Genomic DNA, 26,608 nt, shown 5'->3' on the forward strand with positions numbered 1-26,608 from the left:
GCGTTTAACCCTTCCAATGAAGGACAGTAATGAGCGTGAACAGCCGGCGCGAGGTCTCGAAGTCGACCCGCACCTTGCCCTTCAGCCGCTCCTGGAGCGTGCGCGATCCCTCGTCATGGATGCCGCGGCGGCCCATGTCGATGGCCTCGATCTTGTCCGGCGTCGCGGTCCGGATCGCCTGATAGTAGCTGTCGCAGATCATGAAATAGTCCTTCACGATCCGCCGGAACGGCGTCAGCGACAACAGATGCGCGACCACGGGCGCGCCGTCCTCGCGGCGAATGTCGAACATCAGCCGGCTGCCGGTGATGCCGATATGCAGCGTGAACGGCCCCTTTCCATCGGCACCGTCAGGCGCGAACAGGTTCTGTTCGATCAGATCGTAGATCGCGATCGCGCGCTCATGCTCGATGTCGGGCCCGGAACGGCCGATCGAGTCCTCGTCGAGCGTGACCGCGACGATGCGATTGGTCGAGTCGTCCTGTTCGGGCGGCTGGGTCATGACAGATTGAGGCGCAATCCAATCGAGCGCGAATGAGCGTCGAGCCCCTCCGCTTGTCCGAGCGTCATCGCGGCAGGTCCCAGCGCACGCAGCTGGTCCGGGCCGCATTTCAGGATCGAGGTGCGCTTCATGAAGTCGGCGACCCCGAGCCCTGAGGAGAATCGCGCCGAGCGCGCCGTCGGCAGCACGTGGTTGGAGCCGCCGACATAGTCGCCGATCGCCTCGGGCGTATGCGCGCCGAGGAACACTGCGCCGGCATTGCGGATCTTTGCGGCAAGCGCGTCGGGATCATCGGTCATGATCTCGAGATGCTCGGCCGCGATCGCATCCGCGAGCGGAATGGCGTCGGCAAGATTCTTCACCATGATGATGGCGCCGAAATCGGCCCAGGAGGCGCCGGCAATTGCGGTGCGCGGCAGTGTCTTCAGCTGCGCTTCGAGAGAATTTTCGACATCGGCTGCCAGGCGTGCGGAGTTGGTGATCAGAATCGATTGCGCGCTGGCATCGTGCTCGGCCTGCGCCAAAAGGTCGGCGGCGATCCAGTCGGCATTGCCGGTGTCGTCGGCGATGACCAGCACCTCGGAAGGACCCGCGATCATATCGATGCCGACCTTGCCGAATACCAGCCGTTTTGCGGCAGCGACATAGGCGTTGCCGGGGCCGACGATTTTTGCGACCGGCGCGATCGTCGCGGTGCCATGCGCGAGCGCGGCCACGGCCTGCGCGCCGCCGACGCGGTAGATTTCGGTGACGCCGCCGAGATGGGCTGCCGCCAGCACCAGCGGGTTAAGCTTGCCGTCCGGCGAAGGCACCACCATCACGAGGCGCGCGACGCCGGCGACCTTCGCGGGCACCGCGTTCATCAGCACCGAGGACGGATAGGCCGCAGTGCCGCCGGGCACGTAGAGGCCGGCGGATTCGATCGCGGTGTAGCGCCAGCCGAGCTCAACGCCGAGCGGATCAGTGAAGCGCTCGTCCTTCGGCAGCTGGCGCCGGTGATAGGTCTCGATACGGTCGCGCGCGAGCTTTAGCGCGTCCAGCGTCGCGGCATCGCAGGCCTTTACCGCGGCATCGATCTCGGCGGCGGTGATGCGCAGGCCGGATGCATCGAGCGTCAAGCGGTCGAACTTTGCCGTGGCCTCGAGCAGGGCGGCATCGCCCCGCCTTGCCACGTCGTCGACGATCGTGCGCGCGGCAGCCTCGACGTCGGCCGAGACCTCGCGCTTGGCGGCAAGGAAGGCCGCGAATCGCTGGTCAAAATCGGCGCTGCTGCGGTCGAGACGAACGGGCATTTTTGGCTTGGCTTCCGGCTGGTCTTTGGGGCGGATTGGCTCGCCTGCCCCCCTGCTCAATGGCGCGGCGGGGAAGCTGCGTCAACCCTCGCAAGACGCCGTTCCGGCGAAGCCCAGAGCCGGTTCGACTGGTATACAGGCCACCTCACCCCTCCCCCTCGATCCCCAGTGCCGTCCCCAGCTCATCCGCCCCAAGGTCCGTCAGCTCGCATTCCAGGCACTCAACGTCGAGGCGGATGGCGCCGCCCTGGGCGAACAGCAGGAGGGCGCTGCCGCCCGGCTCCTCGTTGCGGCCGTCCTGGGAGTGAAACTCGATGCCGACGAGGTCCAGGACCTCGTCCGGGGCCCCGAGGTCGATGTTGCGCGATTTGCAGGCGAGCACGCGATCGAAGCGGAGCGCGGCGACCAGCCGGCGGGGTTCGGCCTCGCCGTCCAGCGTCTGCTCCCAGTCCAGCCGGCTCATTCCGACCACCAGCCGCTTCTCGCTTTGCCGCCAGATGATGTCGGCGGCCTGGACGCGAGCGTCCTGCACATGGGTCGAGATCACGGCGAGATCGTCGGCGTCGAGCGCGATCAATTTGAGCTGTGGAGACATCGCCGGCATTTCTCCTCGGGGGTCGATAGGGCCCAACGCGCGCGGACGCGGAAATTTCCTCAGAACTAACGGGCCAGCGGACTAGAGGCTATTGATATCCTCCATCTCCAGCACCTTCCGCGGATACCCTTCCCGGGCGACGCGAATCATGGCCCGGCCCATCTGCTCGGTCGATGTGACGAGCCGCGGCGAGATCCGGCGCAGCACCGACCAGAGCGGCCAGGTTGCGGCATACACCGCCTGCACCCATGCCGTCTTGGAACGGATACCGTGCAAGGGCTGGATCGCGCCGGGCCGGAACATGTAGGCCGCCTTGAACGGCAGCTTGAGCAGGTCGTTTTCGGTCTTGCCCTTGATCCGCGCCCACATCCGCGATCCCTGCTCGGTGGAATCGGTGCCGGCGCCGGTGACGTAGACGAATGTCATCTGCGGATTGAGCTTCGCCAGCGTCGTCGCCGCCGCGAGCGTGAGATCGTAGGTGAGTTGACGGTAGCGCTCCTCGCTCATGCCGATCGATGAGACGCCGAGGCAGAAGAAACAGGCATCGAAGCCGGTGAGCTGCGGCTCGATCGCGGCATAGTCCGTGAAATCGCCGTGTGTGATCTCGGTGAGCTTGGCATTGCGCACGCCCGTCGGGCTGCGCCCGACCGCAACCACCCGGTCGATGCCTGCATCGATCAGGCATTCGCGCAATACACCCTGCCCGACCATGCCGGTGGCACCGAAGATGATGACCTGCATCGGGACGCCCCCAACGGACCCGCGGCTCATGCGGCGACCGCGATCTCGTCGAAAGATACACCGGTCAACGTCGCCGAGACATCCCACAGCATCGCGGCCGTGGCGAAATCCTTCGCCTGCGGCATGATTTTCGCTGGCACTGGCGGTCCCTTCAATTCGTAGAACCAGTTCGGACCGTAATAGCCGCCGGGCTCGGCAGCCGGCGAGGTCGCGGCGAACAGGGTCGGCAGCGCACCTTCGGCCGCGGACTGGCTGATCAAGGGCTGCAGCCACCGGCTCACACGCGATTGGAACGAGCTGGTGCCCGGCCCGTTCGGGATGAGATCGGTTCGCGCGTAGCCGGGATGGGCGGCAAGGCTCGTCAGGCCCCAGCCGGCAGCGAGGCTGCGGCGCTGCAACTCCAGCGCAAACATCAGCATCGCCAGCTTGGACTGGCAGTAGGCGCGCCAGGGGCGATAGGAATGCTTGCTTTGCAGATCGTCGAAATTGATCGCGCCGGGGCGATGCGCAAGGCTCGAGAGGTTGACGATCCGAGCCGCCTTGGCGCGGCGAAGCTGCGGCAGCAGCCGCGCCGTCAGCGCGTAGTGACCGAGATAGTTGGTGCCGAGCTGCATCTCGAAACCATCCTCCGTCTGCTGCCGCTTCGGCAGCGCCATCACGCCGGCAATGTTGACGAGGAGATCGAGCTGCTCGTTGCTGGCAGCGAAACGTTTGGCAAAATCGGCGACCGAGGCGAGGCTGGCGAGATCGAGATGCTCATAGGCGATCAATGCGTTGGGAAACCGCTCGCAAATGCCCTCGATGGCGCGCAGGCCCTTTGCGTCGTTGCGCCCGGTGAGTATGACAATGGCACCGGCGCCCGCCAGCGCCATCGCCGTCTCGTAGCCGAGGCCGCCGGTCGCCCCGGTCACGACGGCGGTCTTGCCGCTGAGAGAGGGGATGTCTGCCGTCGTCCAGTCGGTCATGCCATGTCTCCAGGCGCTATCAGGGGGTGGAAAAGGCCCGCGACCGGTCTAAATGTGCACTGGGTGCAAGTTTGCAAGAGGTGAAATAATTTGAAGGCTTCGAAGCCAGCTGCGAAATCGGCCAGGACAAGCGCCAAGCCATTGCCGGCAGGAGCGAAATCCCCTGACGGCCCCGGCCTGCGCCAGCGTAAATTGCAGGAGACTCGCGAACGGCTGACCCGCGGGGCGATGGCGCTGTTCCTGGAGCGCGGCTTCGAGGCCACGACCATCGACGACATCGCAGCCGCAGCGGACGTGTCGCGCCGCAGCTTCTTCCACTATTTCGCGTCGAAAGAGGACGTGGTCGCCGCCTGGCAGGAGGGCGCGGCAAGCGCACTGGTCGCAGAGGTCGTGGCGCGGCCTGCGGACGAATCCATGCTGACCGCGGCGGAGAATGCGATCGCGGCGGCGGTCCGGCGGATCGATCCTGCGGAAGCGGCGGCGATGTCGCGGCTCAAGCGCGACAATCCGGCGCTGCAGGCCCGCGACCAGCTCAAATACGAGAAGCTCGAGCGCGCGCTGGCCGAAGGGCTTTCACAGCGCGCCCGAAACAAATCGGACCGGCTGAAGGCCCGGCTCGTCGCCATGATCGCCACCGGCGCGATGCGCGTCGGCGGCGAAAGCTGGATCGGCGAAGGTGTGCGGGAGAAGCCGGAGGCTTTCGTGAAGCGCACCTTCGATGCGATCCGGGGGATATTGAAGTGACTCTTCTTACCCTCCCCTGGAGGGGGAGGGGTCGGCTCACATCTGAGCGCAGCGAAGATGAGAGACGGGGTGGGGTGACAGTCTCTCCGCATTGATCAGTGCCCGCGAGGAGAGATCACCCCACCCCGCCCGCGCTACGCGCGATCGACCCTCCCCCTCCAGGGGAGGGTAAGGATCAGCGCCTCACCCCCTGAAGAACGCCAGGAGGTCCGCGTTGATGGTCTCGGCGTGCGTAGTCGGCATGCCGTGCGGAAAACCCTTGTAGGTCTTCAGCGTGCCGTTCTTCAGCAGCTTGGCCGATAGCGGCGCGGAATCGGCATACGGCACGATCTGGTCGTCGTCACCGTGCATCACCAGCACGGGCACGTTGATCTTCTTGAGGTCTTCGGTGAAGTCGGTCTGCGAGAACGCGACGATGCCGTCGTAATGCGCCTTGGCGCCGCCCATCATGCCCTGGCGCCACCAGTTCTGGATCACCGCTTCCGACGGTTTTGCGCCGGGGCGGTTGTAGCCGTAGAACGGACCCGCCGGGAGGTCGCGATAGAATTGCGTGCGGCTGGCGGCAAGTTGCGCCTGGAGACCGTCGAACACGCTCTTCGGCAGGCCGCCCGGATTGGCCGCGGTCTGCACCATCAGCGGCGGCACCGCGGAGAGGATCGCCGCCTTCGCCACCCGGCTCTCGCCGTGACGCGCGATGTAGTGCACGACTTCGCCGCCGCCGGTGGAATGGCCGACATGGATGGCGTTCTTCAGGTCGAGATGCGCCGTCACGGCCGCGAGGTCGTCGGCGTAGTGATCCATGTCGTGACCGTCGGCGACCTGCGACGAGCGGCCGTGGCCGCGGCGGTCATGGGCGATGACGCGGTAGCCGTGCGCGACGAAGAACAACATCTGCGCGTCCCAGTCGTCGGCCGAGAGCGGCCAGCCATGGCTGAACACGATCGGCTGGCCCGAGCCCCAATCCTTGTAAAAGATCTCGACGCCGTCTTTGGTGGTGATCGTGGGCATGAATGGCTCCTTCAGCGAGACGTCGTTCCGCGCCACCGCTGCGCGGTGCCCGGGAATGACGAAGTATCAATCATCAGGCGAACGTCATCGGCCTGAAACGGCGCCAGGCGCCGATGGTGAGCACCACGAAGAACACCAGCACGAGGCCCTGCACCACGGCGAACACCGGGCCGGACGGCGGCGCCGGCGGCACGGCGGGTGCGAGCGCGGCGAGCGCCGGCACCTTCAGGAACGACTGGATCACCAGCACGAAGACGTTGAAATAGAGCGAGATCATCGCGGTCACGATGTAGACCGGACGCCAGACGCCTGCGAGCTTCTGGCCGTACAGCGCGAAGCAGGCGATCGCGAGCAGCACCAGCGAGATGATGCCGATGATGTGCGAGGGCAGCAGCTCCTTGAACGGAAACAGGAAGCCGGTGGCGCTGGTGAGGATCGTGAAGAGCAGGAAGATCGCGGTGGGGCCCGGCATCGACTTTGAGCCGAGCAGGCCGAACATCACGACGAGGCCGGCGGCAATCGCGATCAGGCTGATGATGACATGGATCAGCGTCAGTGCGGGCAGGCTCAATCCAAGCATCATCTCGCTCTCTCCGTCAGGAAACGGCCAGATGGTATTACGGCCCTCATCGAATGGCTACACGCAGCAATGTCACAGGCGCGTGCGCAGCCATGCGTCGTCGTGCGAATCGACAAACGCATGGCTGAATTTTTTGCATCGCTGTCACAAAGGACAGCAGGCTTTCGACGAAAGTTGAACCGAAAACTCACACTTCCTTGGTGTCGAAGATCAGGAGGTCCGCACCGCCACTGGCGAATTTCGGCACGTCGCCCGCGGCGGCCTTGCCCGCTTCGCTGCCGAATGCCTTCTGGATGTCGCCCACGCTGTCGAAGGAGAGAATGGCAACGAGATGAACTCCGGATGGTCCGGCGGGCGAGCCGACCGCGCCCGTGCTGACGGCGTATTTCTTCAGGCCCGGAAGTTTCTTGGCGAGCGGAATGTGGGTCTCGGCATAATGCTTGTCGAAGGCGGCAGCGTCCTTGGGCGTTTTATAGAGCACGACGAGTTCGGCCATTTAGTCCTCCCGTAAGCGTTTTGTTTGTCGATCCTCATGGTGAGGAGCGTGCGAAGCACGCGTCTCGAACCATGCAGGCCCGGCTTTGGCAGCGTGGCCCTCGATCCTTCGAGACGCCGCTCTCGCGGCTCCTCAGGATGAGGGGATAGTCTGTAGTTGCAGACGCAATGGCAAGCCACATTCGACTTGCCATCCGCTTGTCTTCTGCTTGCCTAAAGCGCCGGTTTTGCGGCGTCGCCGAGGTAGCCGTGCAGGGAGGCCACGACCTGCGCGCCTTCGCCGATGGCGCCGCCGACGCGCTTGACCGAACCGGAGCGAACGTCGCCGACGGCGTAGACGCCGGGCACGGAGGTCTCAAGCGGCGCAACGAGCCGGCCCTGGTTCTGCTCGGACTGCGCCCCGGTGACGACGAAGCCGCCGCGATCGAGCGTCACGCCGCAGCCGTCGAGCCAGTTGGTGGCGGGATCGGCGCCGACGAACAAAAAGAGATTGCGGATATCGGCAGAGTCTTCGTCATCAGACAGCCGGCTCTTCCAGCGGATGCGCCGCAGCAGCGAGGCCTCGTCGCCCTCGAGCGCGGTGATCTCGGTGTTGAACAGCAATTCGATATTCGGCGTCGCTTCGATGCGCTCGATGAGATAGCGCGACATGCTGGCGCCGAGACCGCCGCCGCGGATGATCATCAGCACCTTCTTGGCATGCCCCGACAGGAACACGGCCGCCTGCCCCGCCGAATTGCCGGCACCGACAAGGGCCACTTCCTCGCCGGCGCAGAGCTTCGCCTCGACCGGGGAGGCCCAGTACCAGACGCCGCGTCCCTCGAATGTGTCGAGGTTCTCGATCTCAGGCCGGCGATAGCGCGCGCCGCTCGCGACCACCACCGCGCGCGAGCGCAAGGAATCCCCGCAATCCAAAGCCAGGGCGAAGGTGCCGCCGGCGCGCGAGCAATCGAGCGACTTCACCGAGATCGGAATCATGATTTCGGCGCCGAACTTCTGCGCCTGGGTGAAGGCACGGCCGGCGAGCGCCTGACCGGAGATGCCGGTCGGAAAGCCGAGATAGTTCTCGATCCGCGCACTGGCGCCGGCCTGGCCACCGAAGGCGCGGGTGTCGACCACCGCGACCGAGAGACCTTCGGAGGCGGCGTAGACCGCGGTCGCAAGTCCCGCCGGTCCGCAGCCGACGATCGCGACGTCATAGATGCGGTTGTCCTTGGCACCACCGATCATGCCGATGGCGCGCCCGAGCTGGGTCTCGCTGGGATTGCGCAGCACGGTGCCGTCGGCAGTGACGACCAGCGGCCAATCCTCCGGCTTCGGCGAATAGCGCGCGATCATCTCGGCCGCATCGTGCTCGCTATTGGGATCGAGCAGATGATGCGGCTGGCCGTTGCGGGTCAAAAAGCCTTGCAGGCGCACCACGCCTGCGGAGTTCGACGGCCCGATCAGCACGGGGCCACCGATGCCGGCCTGGATCAGGCTGACCCGGCGCAGGATCAGCGCGCGCATGATGCGCTCGCCGAGATCGGCTTCGGCCACCAGCAGCGCGCGCAGCCGGTCCGGCGGCACCAGGAGCACCTCGACATCGCCTTCGGCGCGGCCATCGACCAGCGCCGGTCGGCCCGAGAGCTGGCCGAGCTCGGCCAGGAACTGCCCCGGCCCCTGATCAATCACGGGCGTGACGTGGCCGAGCCCGTCGCGCTGGGTGATGGCGACGTGGCCCGATAGCACCACGAACATGCCCGGTCCCTGCTTGCCGGTTTCGAACAGCAGTTCGCCGTCTTTATACGGCCTGAGCTCGCCGAAATGGCGCAGGCGCTCGATCTCGACAGGGCTCAGCGTCGGAAAGGTCTGCTCGGGACGCGAGAACTGCGCCATCAGCTCATCCCTGCCGGTTCGTTGCTGTCCGTCCTGCCCCATCGTCATACTCGCTCATTCCAAAATTCTAGCCGCCGGCCTTGCCGGCGGTCCCCTCATCTAGGGAACCATTTTCGTTCTGCGAGGGCTCGGTGCTTGCGGCGCGTTCGCGCGCCTGCACCTTCCGCCGCTTCAGGTTTTCGCGCAGCGCCGATTTCAGCCGGTCGTCGCGGGACGATCGGTCCTGTCTCGTGCTCTTGTCGTTCTCGTCAACCATGGCAGGTCCATACAGCGATCGGCGATAACATGCCCAAGGAATACGGCGGCTCAAGAGGCCCGCGCGAACGGATCGTGCGAAACTCGAAATGGACCGAATCCGATCGCCCGGCCAACTGGCCAGTTGGCCGGGGATATCGGAACCCAAATCGTCGGAAAGTCGGCCGTTTCGCGCCGAATCGGGCATTTTGGGCCTGATATCGCCCCGATTTTCTCATTTTGTCGGGTCCTGCAAGCTTGCACAGGAGGGGGGCTTGTGGCAGATATCGGCCCGCTTGGTAGGCCCCTCGTGGCGGCCGATTCTTGTCCCAGCACATGCTGCCGTAGCTCAGTGGTAGAGCACTCCATTGGTAATGGAGAGGTCGACAGTTCAATCCTGTCTGGCAGCACCACCCATCTTCTTGGGAACATTGATTTTCTTGAAATTTCGGTCCTGAGTGCCACACAAAAGTGCCACACAGACCAATGGTTTCTCTGAAGTTTTCAATGTCCAAACGTGCCCGCTCTAGTGTTCCCCAATTCCGAATCCGTGTCCCTGCTAAGATCGTAGACCGGCTACGCGGCAAGCGCGTGTTGCTCAGCATCTCCACTCCGCACGACTATCCCTGCATCAAGACGGTGACGATCGGAAGTGACGTCGCCTTCAGTCTCGAAACAGACGACACGACCATTGCAGAGGCTCGGCAGGCCAACGCTCTGGATCATCTTCGCCGGCTGTTCGACTTGACCGAGGCGGCTCCGATCAGTCTCAGTCATAAAGACATGGTCGCGCTCAGCGGCGAGACGTACCGGCTGTATCAGGAAATCCACCGCGACAACCCCGGCGAACCTGACGCATGGATGTATCACAAGGCGCTCAGTCGCGCGGCGCTCGAAGGTCGCATCAAGAACCCACCACCTGCCGCGTTGATGCCGAACGAGGCGAACACCGCGATAGAACTGTTTGGGACTGATGACCTGACTGCGGCGGTCAACGCCTTCTCAGCCGGTCAGCATGACGCGCTGGAAGATCGGTTCGGGCTGCTCGCGGATTGGGTTCTGATCCGCCAGCGCATCCACCTAAACCCGAACGATCGACAACGCTTCCTGCGCCTTGTCGGAACGGCCAGCCTCGATGCAGGCTGGCAGCTCCGGCGCAATGCGGAGGGGGATTACAGCCCTGATCCGAAGGCGCATCGCTTCCCTCCGATCGAAAGCGTAGCAGCGATCAAGCCGAGGCAGACGGTCACCGGCTTGCTTGACCTGTGGTGGGCTGAAGCCAAAGCTACCGGCCGCAGTAAGACCACCTATGACACATACAAGGGTGCCATCGATCGACTGGTCAAGCATCTCGGTCATGACGATGCCATCCGCGTGACCGAGCAGGACATGCTTGCGTTCAAGGATGCCCGTCTGAAGGTCGTGACAGCCAAGACCTTGAAGGATGGTGATCTGCCGGGGATCAAATCCGTCTTTGGGTGGGCAGTAGACAATCGGAAGCTGACGAACAATCCTGCCGACGCAGTCAAGGTCAAGGCGGAAAAGAAAATCCGGACCCGGCCGAAGGGCTTCACAGATCAGGAAGCCGGCGCGATCTTCGAGGCCTGCTGCTCATACATGCAGAAGCCGAAAGAGGACTCGAGGACGGCCGCCGCCAAGCGGTGGGCTCCGCTGATCGCCTGCTACACCGGCTGCCGGATTGCGGAGGCGTTACAGCTTCGGAAAGAGGATGTTCGCACCGAGTCAGGCCACCATATCTTTGATCTGAATCCACTCGCCGGGAGCATCAAGACCGGGACTTACCGGCTGGTCCCTATTCACCCCCACCTGATCGAACTCGGGTTGTTGCGCTTCGTCGCTGACTCGGGAGACGGCCCGCTGTTCGCGAAAGGCAGCTACAAACGTGTCCTTGATTTTGTTCGGACAGTGGTAACCGACGAACGGGTCCAGCCTAACCACGCATGGCGGCACCGCCTCAAGTCGGTCGGCCGTAACCTTGGATTCGATCCGCGAGTCGTCGATGCCATTCAGGGCCATGCGGCCCGAACATCCGGCGATGACTATGGTGACGTGTCGGTATTCGCCATGGTCCGTGTGATCAATGCCATACCTCGGATTGCAAAAGACGCCCCCGGCCGGATTGGCTGAGGGCGTTGATGGCTGGTGTGGCTCAGGTGAGATCAGGAAATGGCTCGCGCGGCCTCCCCCATCTCCGAAGGGGCCTCGGTCAAGGCGTCGTGGAATGCGTGTCCGTCAATAAGCTCGATGAGATTCTCGGCCGCTGACCTCGCAAGGTGCTGCTGAACCCCCGACACTCTAAACAGGGCCGGCAATATCAATTCGATGGCGGTTTCAACGGGATGACTTTTCATGTGATGCTTTCATTTCAAACACGACCGACTGCCGGTCGCGACTCGACCATGATCGATCGGCGTTTGCATTGGAATTTGTATTGACGCAAACGACGAAAAAAGTTGCCCGGCCCCGTAGGGCCGAGCTGTGCCTCAGGTGTACTCGCTCTCCGAGTCATGGGCGCGCCAGTTCATCTTCTCGTCGATGCGGCGCTGAACCAGCGTGGCCAGAGCTTCCGGATCGTGGCTATTGCCGTTGATGTGGATCGCGACGTTGCTGTTACCACCGCCGAAGCCACCCCGCATCGGGATGCCAGACTGCGGAGCAGCAGGCACGTTCTTGACAGCATCACTCGGCGTCGGGACATTCTTCCACGGCTGTGATCCGTTCCACTCGAAGTGCATCGGGTCGTTGAACTTCTTCGACCAGTCTCCACCCCATGACAGACCGTACTTGGCGGCCATGTCGCGAACGTTCGCCGGCATGTCCGTTCTGCCGGTGCCATCCTGAGCGTTCTTGCCGGGGTTGATGTCGATCGCATTACCATAGGCGTGCTGCGACCAACCTCCGCCCTTGCGCTTGCCTCGCATATCAAAGCCGCCGATCGATCTGATCTTGTAGCCAGACGCTTCCAGCTCATCGACGAAGCCCTTGAAGGACTCTGCCGCAGCGGAGTTGACGGTCAACTTCTTTCCGGAGGCCAGGGCGACGGTGGTCAGGTTTTGACCGACGCCACCATACTGACCATGCATGAAGTTGGCCCTCCCGCGCAGGCCGAGCTTGTCGGCAAGGCCGGGTTCAACGCCAGCCGCCGCTGCGGCGGTGCTGCCGACGCCACCAGACAGCGCACTCATCTGCTTGCGAACGCCTCCGGGCCATCCACCGTTCAGCCCACGCGGATCGTTCGCGGCGCCGACAGGGGCATAGCGCGCCCCCATCTTGTCGAGGTTGCCACCGGCCAGACGGTAGTTCTTTGCGACCACTTGGCCGGCTCTGCTGATGCCTGCATCGAGACTGGCGAACTGCATCTTTTTCGCCATGCCGGTTGCCGGGTCCATCAGGCCAGCAACGTTGTTTCCGGACAACACATGGCCGTTGCCGGTTTCGTGCGCGATCACACCGGCCAGCAGCGCAGGCGAGATGCCGTTGACTCTGGCCGCCGCGACGATCTGATCGTACTTGCCAGCGAGCGGAGTGCCAGCGAACTTCTTATCGAAGGCCGCCCGGCTCATATCGTCAACGCTGCCGCCTCCGCCGCCGAAGGAAGGGATGTTGCTGCGCTTGATGATGCCGCCAGAGCCAACGCCGAAGTTCGGAAGGAGGCCGCCCGGCGTTACGTTCTTCCACAGAGCATCGGGGGTGCCGACCCCGCTGACGATCCGGTTCATGTTGGCACTGATCGCCGCGCTGCTGCTGCCGCCGCTGCCGTAGGTGCGTCCGCGGGAACTGAGGTCAGTGCTCATGAACGAGGCGCGTTCGATCTTCCCACCGAGATTGTCCAGCTTGTTCCCGATGAAGCTCATCGGGTGAACGTCCGCGGGGTTGAAGCCGTCGCCACTCTGCTTCTGGTACAGGTCTCTCTTGTGCTGGCGTTGACGCTCTCGCCATTGGCTTGTCGTCTCGCCCGGCCGTTTCTTCGAGGCATCGGATAAGCCGGTGTCGTTGTTCTCCGCGAGGAGCCACGCGAGCAGGGCAGCGGTACCAACAGGGTTGGCGCTCGCAGCACCGAGCAACGCCCGACCACCGAGCAGGCCCGCGATGCGGCCGATGATGCCCACCAAGCCGGTGAACACGGCCATGACCGGGGCGAGTGTTCCGAGCGCGACGGACAAGGCAACAATCTGGCCGGTCAGCCTCCCCAGGACTTCGGCGCTGTTACCGTCCTTGCCCATTGCCGCGGCCACGCCTTTCAGCAGGGTGGTGACGGTATCGAACACAGACCTGAGCCCGCCCGCGAAGCCCGACAGGAAGCCGATGATCTTGTCGACGTCTACGGACGACAGTTTCGCGGCGATCTTGTCGAGTGCATCGCCCATGCTGGCGACGCCAAACGCCTTCTTCAGTCGCTCGACAAGGTCTCTGGACTTCTCCGCGATCCTGCCGGAGGTGACGATGCTGGTGTGCTTGTCAAACCAGTCCGACACCTCGATGAAGCTCTGCTCGAAGCCGCTTCCGAATTTTTCCCATGCGAGACCGAACATTGCCTTGATGCGGTCCCAGCGCTTCTGAAGTGAGTTGAGTTTGGCCTTGGAAAACCCGGAAACGGCATCGCTCTTTTGGTCGATCTCCTTCAAGGTCTCCCGAATTTGATCGGAGGCCTTGGCCATCTGCACCAGCTCATCCCGCCATTCCCGCATGCCGGCGAGGTTGGCGAACTTCGCCCGGGTCTGCTCGCTCATGTTCCGCATCTTCGAGAACATGTCGAGCATGAACTCAGTCGGTGCGGCAGCCATCCGTTGAGCCATTTGCGACCGGCCACCGTATCCGATCATTCGCGCTGCTTGATCCAGATCCTTCGCACGCTGGCCGCGGGCATTGCCGGCGTTTGCAAATTCGGAGGTCAAGTAACCGAGGAACGTACCGGCCTTGTTCGGCTGGAGGCCTGCCGAGATGCCGACCGACGTGAACGCGGAGAGATCGATTTCCTTCATCTTGGTTGTGCTCAAGGCTGACAGAGCACGCTTGTTCGCCTCAACGACTTCATTGGGGTCCGCGGCGGTCGCGGCGGCAGCAACGGCAACCGAGGTCATCATTCGTGCCACGCGGGCAGGATCAGCGTTCCGGACGTTGCCGTAGAGGCTGGTCGCGGTCTTGCCGGCCAGCTTCATCAGTTCACCGATGTTCATTTCGAGCGCCGAAGACGCCTCCAAGGCGTTCTCTGTGACCTTTTTTGCAGCCGTGGCGTCGAAGCCTTGCTTAAGCGCTTCCGTGTAGCTGTCCAGCACTGCGGCTGCGGACTCACCGAACTTGACCGCGACTTGATCCGACCAGTCACCACGAAGCCGCTTCACCTCAGCTTGTGACAGCCCGCCGAAGATTTGCGCCTTGGTCTCGGCGACGTCGGCTTCCATCCGTCTCTTGAATGCGGATGCGACACCTGAGATCGTGATGCCGCCGGAGATGAGCGCGGTGGTTGGCGAAATGCCACGAGGGAGCGCGCCACGACCGCCGGAGCTGGCACCACGACCAACGGCGCGTTGCTCAGCCTGTCGCCGATTGAAGGTCTGCCGGTCGAGGCGGTCCAGCTCACGATGGAACGCCCGCGCGTCACGCAGACTGTCTGCATAGGCCGACTTCCATTCTGTGCGGTAAGTCGACGCGGCCTTCCGAGCGTCGTCGGTGATCCTCTGGAGGCCGGCTGAGACACTGTCGGGAAACAGCTTGGATGCTGAGATGCCGTTGATGGACTTAACTGCGGCCTCAAGCTTGCGAACGTTCCGGAGAAGTCCGGCGATGACGGGACTCGCGCTGTCGGTCGCGGTCAATGATGCGTGGACGCTGATGATCTCTGACATGTTTCTCTTGTTTTGTTGGCGCGGCTGGCGCGCGGACGGTGACCACCCGAAATGGGTGGGGTCTTTTTCTTGGTGGGGTGGGCCTCTCAGAAAGGCGCCTTTTGCTGCTCGCTAGTAGGAAGGGGTTGGCCGACCGAGGGGGTATGCCGCACAAAAAAACTCGCCTTCACCCTCCCCCGCTCGCGAGCGCTGGGAAACCTCGCAGGCCTGTGCAGGGCGAGGGCAATGATGGTGATGGTGATGGTGATGGTGATGGCGATGGTGCTCCACGGCGGACGATGAAGTGAGGAGCCCCCGGCCGTGGTCGCATTGTCCGTCACGGTGAGGAGCGGTCAGCTTTGGCGCACCACGTCCAGTCGATCGCAGCCACGCAGCCCGACCTTCCGTCAGCGGCAGACGGCCTCCACCGGGCTGATGATCACTGACCGTCACCAGCGAGCGGACAACCGCAGACGAACGATGCTGGGGCGCTGGTGTAGATGACTGATCACGGCGGTCTCTTCGGTGGCCGCGACACCTCAGCAGCTCCCCACCATGGCGTCAGCACAACTGTGCTTTGGGTGAGGACCGAAGATCGAAAGATTTTCGTTGACGGGGCGGCCTACCCGCCGTTACAGATACGTCAACGGACGTTGAAGTATTTGTAACAGGCAAGGCCATGGCGCAGCATAACGGGAAGTTCGTCACCTACTACCGAGTTTCCACCGGCAAGCAGGGCAAGTCTGGTCTCGGCATCGAAGCTCAACGCGCGGCAGTCGCGGCGTATCTCAACGGGGGCGACTGGACGATCGTTGCCGAGTTCACCGAGGTGGAGTCGGGTAAGCGAGCTGACCGGCCCGCACTGGAGCAGGCGCTGGCCGCGGCGCGACTGCATCGGGCTGCGCTGGTGGTCTCCAAGGTTGACCGCCTCACTCGCTCTGTCGCCTTCCTGTCCCGCCTGCTTGAGGCGGGCGTTGACGTTCGCTTCGCGGACCTGCCCGTGATCGAAGGCGCTACCGGCCGCTTCCTGCTTCAGCAGATGGTGGCAGTGGCGGAGTTGGAAGCCGGCATGATTTCAGCCCGCACCAAGGCGGCACTAGCAGCGGCCAAGCGGCGGGGTAAGCAGCTTGGTGGCAACCGTGGCGTTGTCCCCGGTGCGAAGATGCAGGAAGCCTCCCGGAAGGCCCTGTCGGAGCGCACCACGAAACATGCGGCAGATATCGGTCCGACGATCCGCAAGTTACAAGCGGCCGGCGCAACGTCGCTACGGGCCATTGCAGATGGCCTGAACGAGGCCGGTATTCCTACCGCGCTCGGCAACGGCAAGTGGCAGGCGGTGCAGGTGCAGCGCGTCTTGGCGCGGCTACCGCAGTGACACGCAATATTCTCCGGCGCTGGTGAATGTTCCGGCCGGACACGATCGGCCGGGAAGACGGGCAAAGGCGCGTGGCGTGTCCACATGGAGCGCAACGCAGCACGGTCCCGACGCCAGATAGCCGATCGGACAGACGCTGCCGGCTTTGGCGATCTGGTCACGACCGTGGGCTGGTATGCAGTAGGGTCCGGCAAGGGCGGGAGGCGCGACGACGGCGAGAGCCACCGCGAGGGCGTGCAATTTCGCAAGTCTCAACATCGGCCTACGTCACGCCTCCCTATACGAACGGCAGCCTCTGGAGAGAGCTGAACCGCCGTCCGAATATTTAAGCAGTCGGCGCTGCCGCTGCTGCCTCTCTTTCGACTTCGTCGAGTGTTGCACGGGCGGCCTTGAGATCGGCCTCAGCCCCCGGGACGCTGGCCAGTGCGCGTTCATGGGCCTCTAGCGCGGCTGCCACGGCGGCCTGAGCGGCGGCAAGTCGCTGGCCTCGTTCGCGGGCCACTAGATGCTGAGCCCGTTGCTCCCGTGCATCGGGTGGGATGGCTTCGATGGCCTCCCGGGTGGCAACTGCACTTCGTAATCTTCGATAGGTCATGCGCGGTTCCTCGCGATCTCATTCATCATGTCCAAGGTCAGGCCGGCGGCCTTGGCACGGCGGTCATGCCATGCGGCGTCGAGCGATCGTTTCCGGCGCATCTCGGTGACTGTCCGCTCCGCGTCGGGCTTCTCAGGCTCCTGCAATCGGCTGAAGCCGCTCGGTGCCCGGTCGCGCAAGTCACGAAGATAGTCTGCGACCGACAGCGAGCCCTTACCGGGAATCGTGATCAGGTCGCCGACAAGCGACGAACCGGCAAGATCGATGGCCACGGTCGCCATGATCGTTGAGTTTAGCGCATAGCCCTTGGCGCGTGCGGCAGAGACGACGGCGTCCTCAATTGCGTCCGTGGTCATCTCAGGCAGCCTCATGTTCGCGGCGAAGGCCGGCTATCAAGTATCGGCGCATCTTCGAACTCCGGTTCGCACAGCTCGGATCGTCTTGAGCGGCGGCAGCGTCGATCCTGTCGAGCAGGATTTTGGGCAGCTTCAGCGCTACGTGTACCATTGGTGAGCAGACAAGCTCATCCGGTGCGAACGGGTCAGTTTTCTTCATGGTGTTCTCCAAAACGAAAAACCCGCCGGGCGGTATGCCGAGCGGGCTGGTGGGTATCGGGGCGTTAGAAATGCGAAAGGCCCCGTGAGGGGGCCTAGCGTTCAATCCAGTGCCAATGTAGTTAATCTTGTCGCACGATATGGGGAAAAAGTCAATAGGACTCGGCCCATCTGCATGCCGTGAGCGCCGTAAGTCGTAATTCCCCTAATATAGACGCGAGGGTAATCGCGAGTCGTCAGGCCTTTTCTGTGATCGTTGGAAGGCGTGCAGCAGCCCCGTGGAGCGCGCTGACCTTGAAGGCTACGCTGCTAGGCCCACCGCACATTAACGCACCGACGATCGATACCCGCAGCGTCTATCCCCGGTCTTGTGGTGGTGGTCGCCACCTACAGAAGCGCGGTCCACTCGTTTGATCCTCCCGAACGTCGAGCTTTGCGAGTGCGCCCACCCTGCCGAATGCGGCGACGGTATCAGGCCGGCCGGCGTGACGCATCTCGACAACGGCGGAAGGGTTCGCACCTTCACCGAGGAGGTATCGAGCCGCGGATAGCAGCGGCGTGCGGGATGCCGGCAGGGTCGATCCATCTGTCAGCCTTACTTCGAACCGGCCATGTCGGTCGTCAGCCTCCCGTATGGTGATGCGGTGGCGGCCGGCGGGTTTTCCTGAAGGTCGGGAAAAGTTGAGGCGTCCAGTGGGCTGGTCCAGTGAAGTGGTCATGGCAAACGCTTTCGGCCGGTGGTGCTGTCTGGCGGCCCGGCATTGAGATGAATGTGGGTGATGATGATCCGGTGCGCCCTGGGGGGCAGGCACCGACTGAGGGGTGAAGGGGACCGGCAGCGTGACGTGTGCTGCCGGTCATGGGTTAGACATCAACCTCAACGCCTCGGTTGAGATCGTCGTCGCCGCTGGCGGCTCGGAAGTGCTGGTTGTCGTTAGCAGCGTGCCGCTCGGTCTCAGGGTAGGTCCCGTCCTCGCGCATTTCCTGATCAAACTTAGCAAGGAAGCCGGCGACGCCTGCCACCCACTGGCCGTTTGATCTTTGCCGATCGCGGTAGCTCTCGGCAGCCTGAACGATCTGGCTCGACGGGACGCCAGAGCGCAGCAGCTTGAACCAGAGAAACATCGCTCCACGGTCGGAGCGCTTTCCTGGTTGGTGCTCGGCATCCTCTGATGTGCCGGATATGATGCGATTGAGCTCGATCCAATCTCGCTTCGCTTCCTCACGGGTCTGGCGGTATTGATTGGCCTGCTTCTCATTGCCCGGCTGGCCAGCGCCGCAGGCGCGTTCCCTTTCAGAGGAGCGAGCGGACACACCCGACGAAGCTTCGTCGGGAATGTGTTGGTCTTTCGGTTGGGCATTGCGTTGGACATTAGGCTCCGCCTCGTGGAGCGCCGCTGCTCCATCTCGTGGAGCATCTTGCTCCATCTCGTGGAGCACTTTCTTTGCCTTCCTGTCCTCCGACTTCTTGCGCTTCCATTCCTCACGCTTCTCTTTGAGGCGGACGAGTACAGACTCCACCTTTTGCGGGTCCGGTTTGTACCGATTGTTTCCTCCGGAATTATCGACGGTCATCAGGCCCTTGCGCAGCTTCTCCACAGCGTTTGAGATTGTGGTCTGACTGAAGCCGTAGACGAATTCGAGGTATCGATATGTCGGGAAGGCATATCCTTCTTCAGAGTTGAAGTGATCGGCGATCACGCCAGCGACCAGCCTTTCACCACCGGTGAATCCATCCCAGAAGTCGATGGCGCGGCGGACGCGGCTGATGTTGATTTCGGAGTGTGTTTCAGGCATAGTGTTTTCAGTTCGATCTCAGCAGGTTGAACAAGAATGAACGAGATTGAGGCCCATGGCGCGGCGAACGCCGTGGGCTTTCTCTTTGGCGACTACTTCGCGGCGGCCTGAAGCCGTTGCAGACGCTCCGCGACGGCCTGCCTCACGAACTCCGACCTGCCCTGACGAAGGTTCAGGCGTGCTTCATCCAGCGCAGCCAGTTGGTGCACCGATAACCTGAAGCCAACATGTGGCCGTGCGGTATCGGGATCGTAGAAAAGGCGGTTAGTCATAGTCCCTCCAAAACAAAAAACGCCCCGGCGGGATTGCCGAGGCGTCAGATAGGTCGACGACAAAAGCCCCACCTAGGGCGGGGCTTTGATCAAATGGTAGCGATGATGGTCATGGCGTACCACGCATATGGGCGGGCGTCAAATTTTGAACGTGGCCACAGCCACAGCAATGCGGTTCATGGAAGGATGGAGATCGTCAGAGCAGGCAACTGAGCCCGCCTTGAGCGTTCGCCTTCGAGCCGAGCAGCCGCGGACACTCACGGCGCTACTGCCGCTTCAGACACTCTCCAAACAGCATCGTCGTCTGTCTCCAGAGCAATGAGATTTGCTCCTTTCGGGCACTTAAAGTCCAGCTCAACTCCGACTCCCCTCGGAGCGTCGGTCTCTGGCATCACTTCATGCACGTCGGTGTCGTTTACTCGCAGCTTTTGGATGCGGCCCCATCGTGCGCCTGTAGAGTCCACGAGCACAAACACAGGCTGGCCGACGAGGAGCCGCTTCGCGGGCTTCTCGATCACAACGATGGTTCCTTTCTTGTATGGGCCATCGTTTTGTACTTGCACAAGTTCGACGTGGCCGAGCGACGTGGGCGCGTGATGTGTCTTGAGATAGGCTCCAACAGTGATCGCGAAGATTGACTGTGCGAAGGCTTGCATGAAACTGATCGCCTCTTTCATCTCGTTCTCACCGGGCAGCTCGGTCGGGATGTCACCTCCATGTGCGATCTCGTTGCGGCGATCGACTAGATCTTTGATGCGTTCCTCGACGAGGGTCGCGGGCACACCGTCTTGTAGAACAACTTCAAGGTTCTTCGTCTCGCGGTACCAGTGCATGAGCGCATCCGCTCGGCGGGCACGATCGCAAACGTTCTCGATGCCGACGGTCGCAAAAAGGTTGTCGATCTCGCCAACGCGCAGATTTACATCGTGGGCTATTACCGCTGCTTTGTTCAGGGTGTACGGCTTGACGCCATTCAGACACTCGAACAAGTTCTTAACGACCTCAAGTTCGGTGAGGCCAAGATAGCGCCCCTCTCCGATACGACCACGCGACAACATCTCGGCCGTGCGTGAACGGTGCTTCGTCAAGAGCTTCGTTGGCAACTCCCCGTAGCTAAGGCGCCGCGACTCAAAATGAGCGTACTCAGCTATGAAGGCTTCGATGAACTTCTCGAATGAGGCGTACAGAGCAACGGCGAATGCCGCGTAATCAAACCGGCGGCGGACAAATACGTACCTACGCACGAGCGAGTCCTTGTGGTTAGCGAGCGCCGCGTTGACCGGGCTGATCGATGCCACCAGAACCCGTAGTTCCTCCAACTCCTTCGTGAATACGTCCAACGTAGAACGCACAGATAGGCTCCTTCGCGAATCTATTTCGCAGTTTTGGCGATCGCGTTGGAGAAGGCTTCGCTCACGCAGCGATTCCGGTCTTGGGTATCTTTGAAGTTCGTACGACGACCAGAGAAGAGGCCTTGGTTCTTCTGATACATTTCCTTTAGCTCATCCCGGAGCACGACCTTGTTCGCAACCAGTTCGGCCCGATGAGGCACGACACCGGGGCTGTTCGCGACGAACATGAGCGGGTCATAGACGATCTTTGTCGGTCTCCGCTTCGAAGGATCGAGAACGGTGAATGTTTCGACCCCCAGCACCTCCCAAAGGAACTGTATGGTCTCTTCAAACATCGCCCGATATTCGGCGAGTCCTTTTTCCGGAAACTTGTTGCCAGCCACGATGAACCGGTCAAGAAATTCGGAGATCTTGTTTAAACCCGCCTTGAACTCCCCGATCTTCCGGTAAGCGAAGAAGCGCAGCACAAGTTCCGCGTCCTCCATCTTCTCAAACATGCGGAGACCCGCTGTTGTCGAATCGTCGGTGGCCTCCTCAACCTCTTCGTCGTCGTTCGTCTCCTCTGGTTTAGGATCGAGCGGGATACCCCACATACGTCGAAACTTCTCGTTTTCCGACAGATCAAGACAGAGTTTATTGAGCGGGCCATTGTAGACGGCATTGCGCGTCTCCTGGCTCCCAAGCTTAACTCCCCCCGAGTTGAGGCGTTCGAACACCATCTTCTTCAGCATGGCGGCCTGCTCCTCGCTGGCCGCTGTTTCCTTAAGAAGAATTATTGATGAGATGTAGCGCCGATCGATGCCGTCTCTGATTTTTGAAGGAAGTTGCGAGTACTTGCGGCCGTCGAGGTCCGACCAGTACTGCAGCCCAATGAGTTCGAACTTGTCTGCGTAGAAGTCGCTCAGTGCAGTCAGGCGTTGTCGTCCGTCCATCACCTCAAAGCGAGCCAGATCGCGCTCGTACAGGAACACTGGTGGAACCGGCACGTTCATCAAGAACGACTCAATGAGCCTCGATTTCCTTTCATTGCTCCATCGGTGGCGGCGCTGATATTCCGGATCAAGCTTGTACCGTAGCTCTTTCTCGCCGTCCTCGTCCTCTATCACATCCCTGAGCATCCCAAGAATTCCAGCCAGGGGATATCGGGCCTGTTCGGTAACTATGCGGACCTCTCCCTTCGCGTACCGGCTGTTCAATTCCTCGTCGGAGGACTTCGACTTAGTCGTGTCGTGGTCGAACGGAACTTTCTCGAAGTCGTGGAGATGCTTCCCCTCCGACTGCTGCGTCTTGCCGCTGGCCTCCGGCTTTTTCCGGCTTTCCTTCGTCACTGATAATCCCCGTCCACATGGTGGCAGTACACGTCATATTCCGTGATTGCTTTCTTTGGTTTGGCTTGAAACTGCCGAACCTGTCGGCGACCGCGATCGGAATCGGGCACCGCCCTAGCGGCCACAATCCTCCAGCCGGAGTCGGCCAAGGACATTTTAAGCACATCCATGGGCCTTGCGTCACGATCATGGATTCCGCCGTAGCGGATGATCAGCCGCGCTCCTTCAGTCGTGTGCAAGGCCATATTCCTCCAAACTCGCCGCATCTCGGTCGCGAAGTGGTCCGCGCCCGAGTGCTCAAGCTGCCCCTCCGGATAACGGTAATCAACGTGGTCTGGGCCACCAAGAAACCAGAGCCGGAGCCATTGATCTGGCAGGTAGGTGCGCATGCCAAAGTATGGAGGTGATGTGACCACGAAGCGTGCCTTGGGAACGTCGTTGAAAGTGGCCGCCTTTCGGCTGTCTCCGAGTTGCACCAAGCCGTTGACCTTGGGCGGCGGCTCAGCGAGGTAGCGTTCCGCCCGGGTTTGAATTATCGACAGCACGTCGACTTTGTCCGGGCGCATCCCCTGTCGAGTCCAGAATCTCGCCGCGTAGTCTGGCTTCGGCGCGAACGTGCGCGGGGACTGGTTCGAGAAGTATGAAGGTGTCCCCTTTGGTCGTGGCCCGTGGAGCGCACCAAGGATTATTGCGCGCAGTAGCACCCTTGCCGGCGACGAACATTCTGCGAGTAGTGCCTCGCGCAACTGGCAGAGACGAACGAGGGTACTTTCATGGTACGCGAGCTTCCAAAACTTGCCTGAGGGCACTCGCTCGGGTTCTTTTGCAGCTTCAAGAATGGAGCGGGCACAAGCCACAACTTGTTTTGGGTCGGCTGTCGCAAGCTTCGCCTGAGCGAGAGCTGCCGCCACCGGACTGCTGTCGACACCCACGGAAGGCATTTCGAGGAGCCGAGCCGCGAAATTTGTAGTGCCGCGCCCACAAAACGGATCTATCACCCAGTCGCCCCGCTTGCCGTGCGTTTTTAAGACACGCAGAGGAAAGTCGAGTGGGTACATTGTGTAGTAGGGACAGATTGCGTTCAGGGCGTCATTGCTCATGGAAATGGTTTCATGCTCAGGCAAGTGGCGAGGTCGTCCTCGGCCGAAAGGCACGCTGTTGCCGCGATGGGCGTTATCCGTTGCGGTCACAAACGAAATTCGATCCGCTGTGGTTATAGATTGATTCTATGGAAGACGGGGGCCTAAGCGGGGTGCTGTCCAGCCTAGACTTCTGTCATTCACAGCTTCTGGCTGTCGATCCTCTACCCGCTGACGGGAGTGGGAAGCCGCCGACCTAGCCATCTTGGGCACACTCCACCTCTCGGATATTCGGTATATTGGGCGAACCTGCTCAAAGGCCGACGTACCGATAGATCTGCTGTGGAAGTTCTTGCAGAATACCAAAGCGACGCCAGCCAAAGCCGGACTCGTCCTCAGGCTCAGAGCGGAGCTTGCTACCGTCGCCCGGCGAAATCCGTCGCAGCGCGCCGCGCTTGCCTCCGGCAAGCGTCAGGGCAGCACCTGGAAAACCTGATGCAATGTTGGGGCCTCCAGGGTACATTATCGCGATAGCGCCACCAAAGAGTGCCACACAAAGTCATATCGCCGGATCGAAAAACATAGAAGAATCAATACAGTTCAGGATTAGTTCCTAAGTTCAATCCTGTCTGGCAGCACCATTTTCTGGGTTCAATCACGCACAGATCAGCATTCTCGCGGCGCCAGATGCCCGAGTTTTGCTTCCGTCCGTCACCCTCTTCCGCGAAGAGGGCGACGGTTCTCGCGAGGATCAAGCTCCACTCAAGCTCGGCTAGAAGCCGAAGCCGACGCCGCCGGCTGCGAGATGCTGGGACGTCCCGCCTAAGCTGGCCGTCCACGGGCTGGTCGACGCATGAGCGGGATCGACGGTCGAGCCGAAAACCTGATTGACGCTACCGACATACAAATAGCGGTACTCACCGAACAGATAGGCGCCGCTGTTGCCGAGGGCGAAGCGCGCACCGGCCTTGGCCTGTGCGGCAAAGGTCCAGGCCGAGGAGTCCGCGCGCGCATTGAAGTGGTTGATGCCAGGCTCGGCCGGGTCGGTCTGGGTGGACGAGGCACCGTTGATGGAGACATTGGCGGCCCCGATGCCGCCGCCGATATAGGGCGTGACGCCTTGATAGGGCGTGTTGAAGCCGACAACCATGTTCGCCAGAAGCACCGTGGTGCGGGTGGGGAATGTATCGTCGAAGGAGCGCTCGATAAGCCGCACGGTGGGGTTCGCCAGCGTCGCACGCGGCTGGTTACCCGCCAAATAAAAGCCTTCGATCTCGAGGGCGGGCCGCAGATGCGCTCCATACGACCACTCGTAACCGAGCTGCGCACCGCCGAACCCAACGCCACCACTGCTGGTGCGTCCCGTGGCGTCGACAGCCAGGGGACCGCCGGCGGCCTCGGGGATAAAGACGGTACCGAACTGGCTGACATCAGTGCCGCCCCGGCTGCCGCCGCCGCCGAAAACGCCGACATAGGCACCGCCACTACGCGTCGGCACGACTGCAGGCCCCTTGTTGTACATCGCATAGGCTTGCGCGGGCGGCGTGGCCGCCACCGTCGCGACGTCACGTCCGGCTGGCCTGACGGTCGGTGCAGCCGTCTCGCGCGGAGTGGCAGCGCGCCGCTCCTGTTTCGCCTGCTTCAATTCGGCCCGCAGCTCGGAGATCGTCTGCTGCTGCGCCTTGAGCATGCGAAACAGTTCGGCGTTGGATGGAATGTCCTCGGCATGGGCAGCGCCCGCCGTCATCAAGCCCGCAGCCACGATAAAACACTTACGCGCTGTCATTTGATACCTCGCCCCTCGGTTGCAAATCATCGGCGGACACTATGAATCCTGATCGGGAAAGCGCAAAGAGACCGCGTCCGCGCGTGCGACCGTTTGCGACACGCAAGCTGGAGATTTCCAGCGCGGTGTGGACTCTGGGCGACACGCGCCAGCGTCTCCATCAATCCTCTCTGACAGAACCATTCTCAAATCACGCACGACGCGGCATTCTCGCGGCACCAGATGCCCGAGTTTTGCGTCATTCCGGCCCCTCTTGAAGTGAAGAGGGCGCAGGGAAGGCCGGGTGCCGGCTGGCACCCGTAGGTCCGCTGCGCCAAGAATTTGCACACGCAAATGCGCAGGCGGAAAACAGGTGGGCCGGAAAACACCCGGCCTTCCCTGCGCGATGGGTTGACGGCTTATGCGCGCTCTCCCCGGAGCCGAGTTCGTTCTGGCCTCCGTCACCTCGCGAATTGGCGATGCCCCGCGACCCGGTCGAGTCCCGATCCATCTCCGCAAGGCTTGACCGTAGCAACGACGGTCAGGACCACACGGTTTTGCCGTACGCAGCTCGCCCCGCATCGCCCCGAAGGACTTCGCAAGGCGTTGGCGCCGTCCGTCTGCACGCAGTCAAGACCTCACGAGGTTCATCTCGCCCTGGTCCCGCCTTCGCGTGCCCGGCGCTGCCGCGTCCACCGCACCCCGGTCCACGTTCGTTACGACGTACGATCGCCCCCTCTCCGCGGACCGGGACGGCGAAGAGAATGCCGTAATTCCGAATTTCGGTAAAGTGGAATATTTTTGTGGGATAGGCTTGACGGGTTTGTACGAGAGGCAGGTGTTTTGCCCGACGAGTCGATGAGCGCGGGCGTGTCAGCAGTTGGCCAACGCCGCTCGCCAGGTTCCATCAGGTCATGCTGCTGACGCATTCTCTGTCTTAGTCAGTGGCAACCTAAAACACTGCGTGGGAACCACTCTGGTTCGCACAACGGTTCCGTAGCCAGGGGTTGGCTCGAAACTCCGCAAAGCATTGGCGCAAATTCGTGAACGCTTCCGCGTTCGCTTGCCGATGCTTGCGATATCGGAACCGACGATCGAAAAAATCACAGGAGTTATGATGTTGTTCCGCTCGAGCGCCGCAATTTGCGGCGCCCTGATTGCGCTTGCCGTTTCCGTTACCGTTGCTCGAAGTGAAGCGGGTGGAGTTCACTCAATCGCCGTCGTCGATGCCGCCTCTGGGGATGCGGTCGTTGGCGCTGCATCCATGTACAATCCGTTCAAGCCCGGTAAGGAAGAGGGCGGTCCGAGCACAGCCTCCGGCGAGCGCTATGATCCCTCTGTCTGGGCGGCTGCCATCAAGACGAGTTTGCGCAGGAAATTTGGTGGGGTCCAATTTGGCGCAAGGCCGAAATATGCTCTCGTCGAGGCCGTCGGCAAGAAAGTCATCGTCAAGATCAATGACGTGGGGCCGTTGAGGCCTGGCCGCATCATTGACTTCAACGAGCGGACGATGCGCCATTTCGATCCAAGCCTGGAGCTGGGAGTCATTCGTGAAGTAAGAGTTATCCCGCTTTCAGGAGACGATTGGACCCCGGGACCGCTGGGCTGAAC

The 26,608-nt window shown here is 62.0% G+C and carries 23 protein-coding genes and 1 tRNA gene; 5 read left to right on the forward strand and 19 right to left on the reverse strand.

All coding sequences use genetic code 11. The annotated features are described in order from the left end of the window. Positions 1–4: 4 nt before the first annotated feature. The 5 genes from NLM25_RS41520 to NLM25_RS41540 form a co-directional block, all read right to left on the reverse strand. Entirely contained in the window at positions 5–502 is a 498-nt protein-coding gene (locus NLM25_RS41520; protein ID WP_254123700.1) for a UPF0262 family protein, read from the reverse strand. Beyond that, the gene (gene hisD / locus NLM25_RS41525) at positions 499–1,794 is read right to left on the reverse strand and encodes a histidinol dehydrogenase (RefSeq protein ID WP_254140762.1); all 1,296 of its coding nucleotides are present in this window, start codon (positions 1,792–1,794) and stop codon (positions 499–501) included. The genes NLM25_RS41520 and hisD overlap by 4 nt, the downstream gene beginning before the upstream one ends. A 145-nt stretch (positions 1,795–1,939) precedes the next feature. After that, positions 1,940–2,389 (reverse strand): DUF2948 family protein, encoded by a 450-nt coding sequence (locus NLM25_RS41530; protein ID WP_254123702.1) that lies wholly within the window; start codon positions 2,387–2,389, stop codon positions 1,940–1,942. A gap of 81 nt (positions 2,390–2,470) precedes the next feature. Beyond that, on the reverse strand, positions 2,471–3,130 hold the full coding sequence (locus tag NLM25_RS41535) for an NAD(P)H-binding protein (RefSeq protein ID WP_254140763.1): 660 nt from the start codon (positions 3,128–3,130) through the stop codon (positions 2,471–2,473). A 26-nt stretch (positions 3,131–3,156) separates the two neighbouring features. After that, positions 3,157–4,095 carry an SDR family oxidoreductase gene (locus tag NLM25_RS41540; protein ID WP_254140764.1) on the reverse strand — a complete coding sequence of 313 codons (939 nt, stop codon included), beginning with the start codon at positions 4,093–4,095 and terminating at the stop codon, positions 3,157–3,159. Positions 4,096–4,185: 90 nt separating this feature from the next. On the opposite strand from NLM25_RS41540, the gene NLM25_RS41545 reads away from it, so the two are divergent. Next, the gene (locus NLM25_RS41545) at positions 4,186–4,839 is read left to right on the forward strand and encodes a TetR/AcrR family transcriptional regulator (protein ID WP_254140765.1); all 654 of its coding nucleotides are present in this window, start codon (positions 4,186–4,188) and stop codon (positions 4,837–4,839) included. A 183-nt stretch (positions 4,840–5,022) separates the two neighbouring features. Here NLM25_RS41545 and NLM25_RS41550 read toward each other — a convergent pair whose 3' ends face one another. The 5 genes from NLM25_RS41550 to NLM25_RS41570 all read right to left on the reverse strand — a co-directional run bounded on the left by NLM25_RS41550 (position 5,023) and on the right by NLM25_RS41570 (position 9,056). Next, the gene (locus tag NLM25_RS41550) at positions 5,023–5,847 is read right to left on the reverse strand and encodes an alpha/beta fold hydrolase (protein ID WP_254123708.1); all 825 of its coding nucleotides are present in this window, start codon (positions 5,845–5,847) and stop codon (positions 5,023–5,025) included. A gap of 73 nt (positions 5,848–5,920) precedes the next feature. Beyond that, complete coding sequence (locus NLM25_RS41555; protein WP_254140766.1) at positions 5,921–6,430, reverse strand: hypothetical protein; 510 nt, start codon at positions 6,428–6,430, stop codon at positions 5,921–5,923. A 184-nt stretch (positions 6,431–6,614) separates the two neighbouring features. Continuing rightward, the gene (locus NLM25_RS41560) at positions 6,615–6,923 is read right to left on the reverse strand and encodes an EthD family reductase (protein ID WP_063985878.1); all 309 of its coding nucleotides are present in this window, start codon (positions 6,921–6,923) and stop codon (positions 6,615–6,617) included. Between the two features lie 212 nt (positions 6,924–7,135). Continuing rightward, entirely contained in the window at positions 7,136–8,842 is a 1,707-nt protein-coding gene (locus tag NLM25_RS41565; RefSeq protein ID WP_254141356.1) for an FAD-dependent oxidoreductase, read from the reverse strand. Positions 8,843–8,867: 25 nt separating this feature from the next. Next, entirely contained in the window at positions 8,868–9,056 is a 189-nt protein-coding gene (locus NLM25_RS41570) for a hypothetical protein (RefSeq protein WP_254123711.1), read from the reverse strand. A gap of 316 nt (positions 9,057–9,372) precedes the next feature. Between NLM25_RS41570 and NLM25_RS41575 the strand changes: the two genes are divergently transcribed. Together NLM25_RS41575 and NLM25_RS41580 are read left to right on the forward strand one after the other, a co-directional pair. Continuing rightward, positions 9,373–9,447, forward strand: a tRNA-Thr gene (locus NLM25_RS41575). Between the two features lie 94 nt (positions 9,448–9,541). Then, on the forward strand, positions 9,542–11,182 hold the full coding sequence (locus tag NLM25_RS41580) for a tyrosine-type recombinase/integrase (RefSeq protein ID WP_254140767.1): 1,641 nt from the start codon (positions 9,542–9,544) through the stop codon (positions 11,180–11,182). Between the two features lie 356 nt (positions 11,183–11,538). Here NLM25_RS41580 and NLM25_RS41585 read toward each other — a convergent pair whose 3' ends face one another. After that, a complete protein-coding gene (locus NLM25_RS41585; RefSeq protein ID WP_254140768.1) occupies positions 11,539–14,901 on the reverse strand; it encodes a M15 family metallopeptidase in 3,363 nt (1,120 codons plus the stop codon). Positions 14,902–15,559: 658 nt separating this feature from the next. Here NLM25_RS41585 and NLM25_RS41590 point away from each other — a divergent pair. Continuing rightward, on the forward strand, positions 15,560–16,255 hold the full coding sequence (locus tag NLM25_RS41590; RefSeq protein WP_254140769.1) for a recombinase family protein: 696 nt from the start codon (positions 15,560–15,562) through the stop codon (positions 16,253–16,255). A gap of 591 nt (positions 16,256–16,846) precedes the next feature. Here NLM25_RS41590 and NLM25_RS41595 read toward each other — a convergent pair. From NLM25_RS41595 to NLM25_RS41630, 8 genes are all read right to left on the reverse strand, one after another. Next, positions 16,847–17,131, reverse strand: a complete 285-nt coding sequence (locus NLM25_RS41595) for a hypothetical protein (protein WP_254140770.1) — start codon at positions 17,129–17,131, stop codon at positions 16,847–16,849. 76 nt (positions 17,132–17,207) lie between these two features. Next, positions 17,208–17,405 carry a hypothetical protein gene (locus NLM25_RS41600; protein WP_095426830.1) on the reverse strand — a complete coding sequence of 66 codons (198 nt, stop codon included), beginning with the start codon at positions 17,403–17,405 and terminating at the stop codon, positions 17,208–17,210. 863 nt (positions 17,406–18,268) lie between these two features. Next, positions 18,269–19,201 carry a hypothetical protein gene (locus tag NLM25_RS41605; protein ID WP_254140771.1) on the reverse strand — a complete coding sequence of 311 codons (933 nt, stop codon included), beginning with the start codon at positions 19,199–19,201 and terminating at the stop codon, positions 18,269–18,271. Positions 19,202–19,293: 92 nt separating this feature from the next. Continuing rightward, a complete protein-coding gene (locus NLM25_RS41610) occupies positions 19,294–19,473 on the reverse strand; it encodes a ribbon-helix-helix protein, CopG family (RefSeq protein WP_254140772.1) in 180 nt (59 codons plus the stop codon). A 257-nt stretch (positions 19,474–19,730) separates the two neighbouring features. Next, positions 19,731–20,813 carry a HEPN domain-containing protein gene (locus NLM25_RS41615; RefSeq protein ID WP_254140773.1) on the reverse strand — a complete coding sequence of 361 codons (1,083 nt, stop codon included), beginning with the start codon at positions 20,811–20,813 and terminating at the stop codon, positions 19,731–19,733. 32 nt (positions 20,814–20,845) lie between these two features. After that, complete coding sequence (locus NLM25_RS41620) at positions 20,846–22,153, reverse strand: DUF262 domain-containing protein (RefSeq protein ID WP_254140774.1); 1,308 nt, start codon at positions 22,151–22,153, stop codon at positions 20,846–20,848. After that, positions 22,150–23,253 (reverse strand): DNA methyltransferase, encoded by a 1,104-nt coding sequence (locus NLM25_RS41625; RefSeq protein WP_254140775.1) that lies wholly within the window; start codon positions 23,251–23,253, stop codon positions 22,150–22,152. The genes NLM25_RS41620 and NLM25_RS41625 overlap by 4 nt, the downstream gene beginning before the upstream one ends. Positions 23,254–24,004: 751 nt before the next feature. After that, on the reverse strand, positions 24,005–25,018 hold the full coding sequence (locus NLM25_RS41630; RefSeq protein ID WP_254140776.1) for an outer membrane protein: 1,014 nt from the start codon (positions 25,016–25,018) through the stop codon (positions 24,005–24,007). 1,093 nt (positions 25,019–26,111) lie between these two features. Here NLM25_RS41630 and NLM25_RS41635 point away from each other — a divergent pair. After that, positions 26,112–26,606 carry a septal ring lytic transglycosylase RlpA family protein gene (locus tag NLM25_RS41635; RefSeq protein WP_309143663.1) on the forward strand — a complete coding sequence of 165 codons (495 nt, stop codon included), beginning with the start codon at positions 26,112–26,114 and terminating at the stop codon, positions 26,604–26,606. Positions 26,607–26,608 lie beyond the last annotated feature (2 nt).

Origin of the sequence: Bradyrhizobium sp. CCGB01 (assembly GCF_024199795.1) — a bacterium.
Lineage (GTDB): Bacteria > Pseudomonadota > Alphaproteobacteria > Rhizobiales > Xanthobacteraceae > Bradyrhizobium.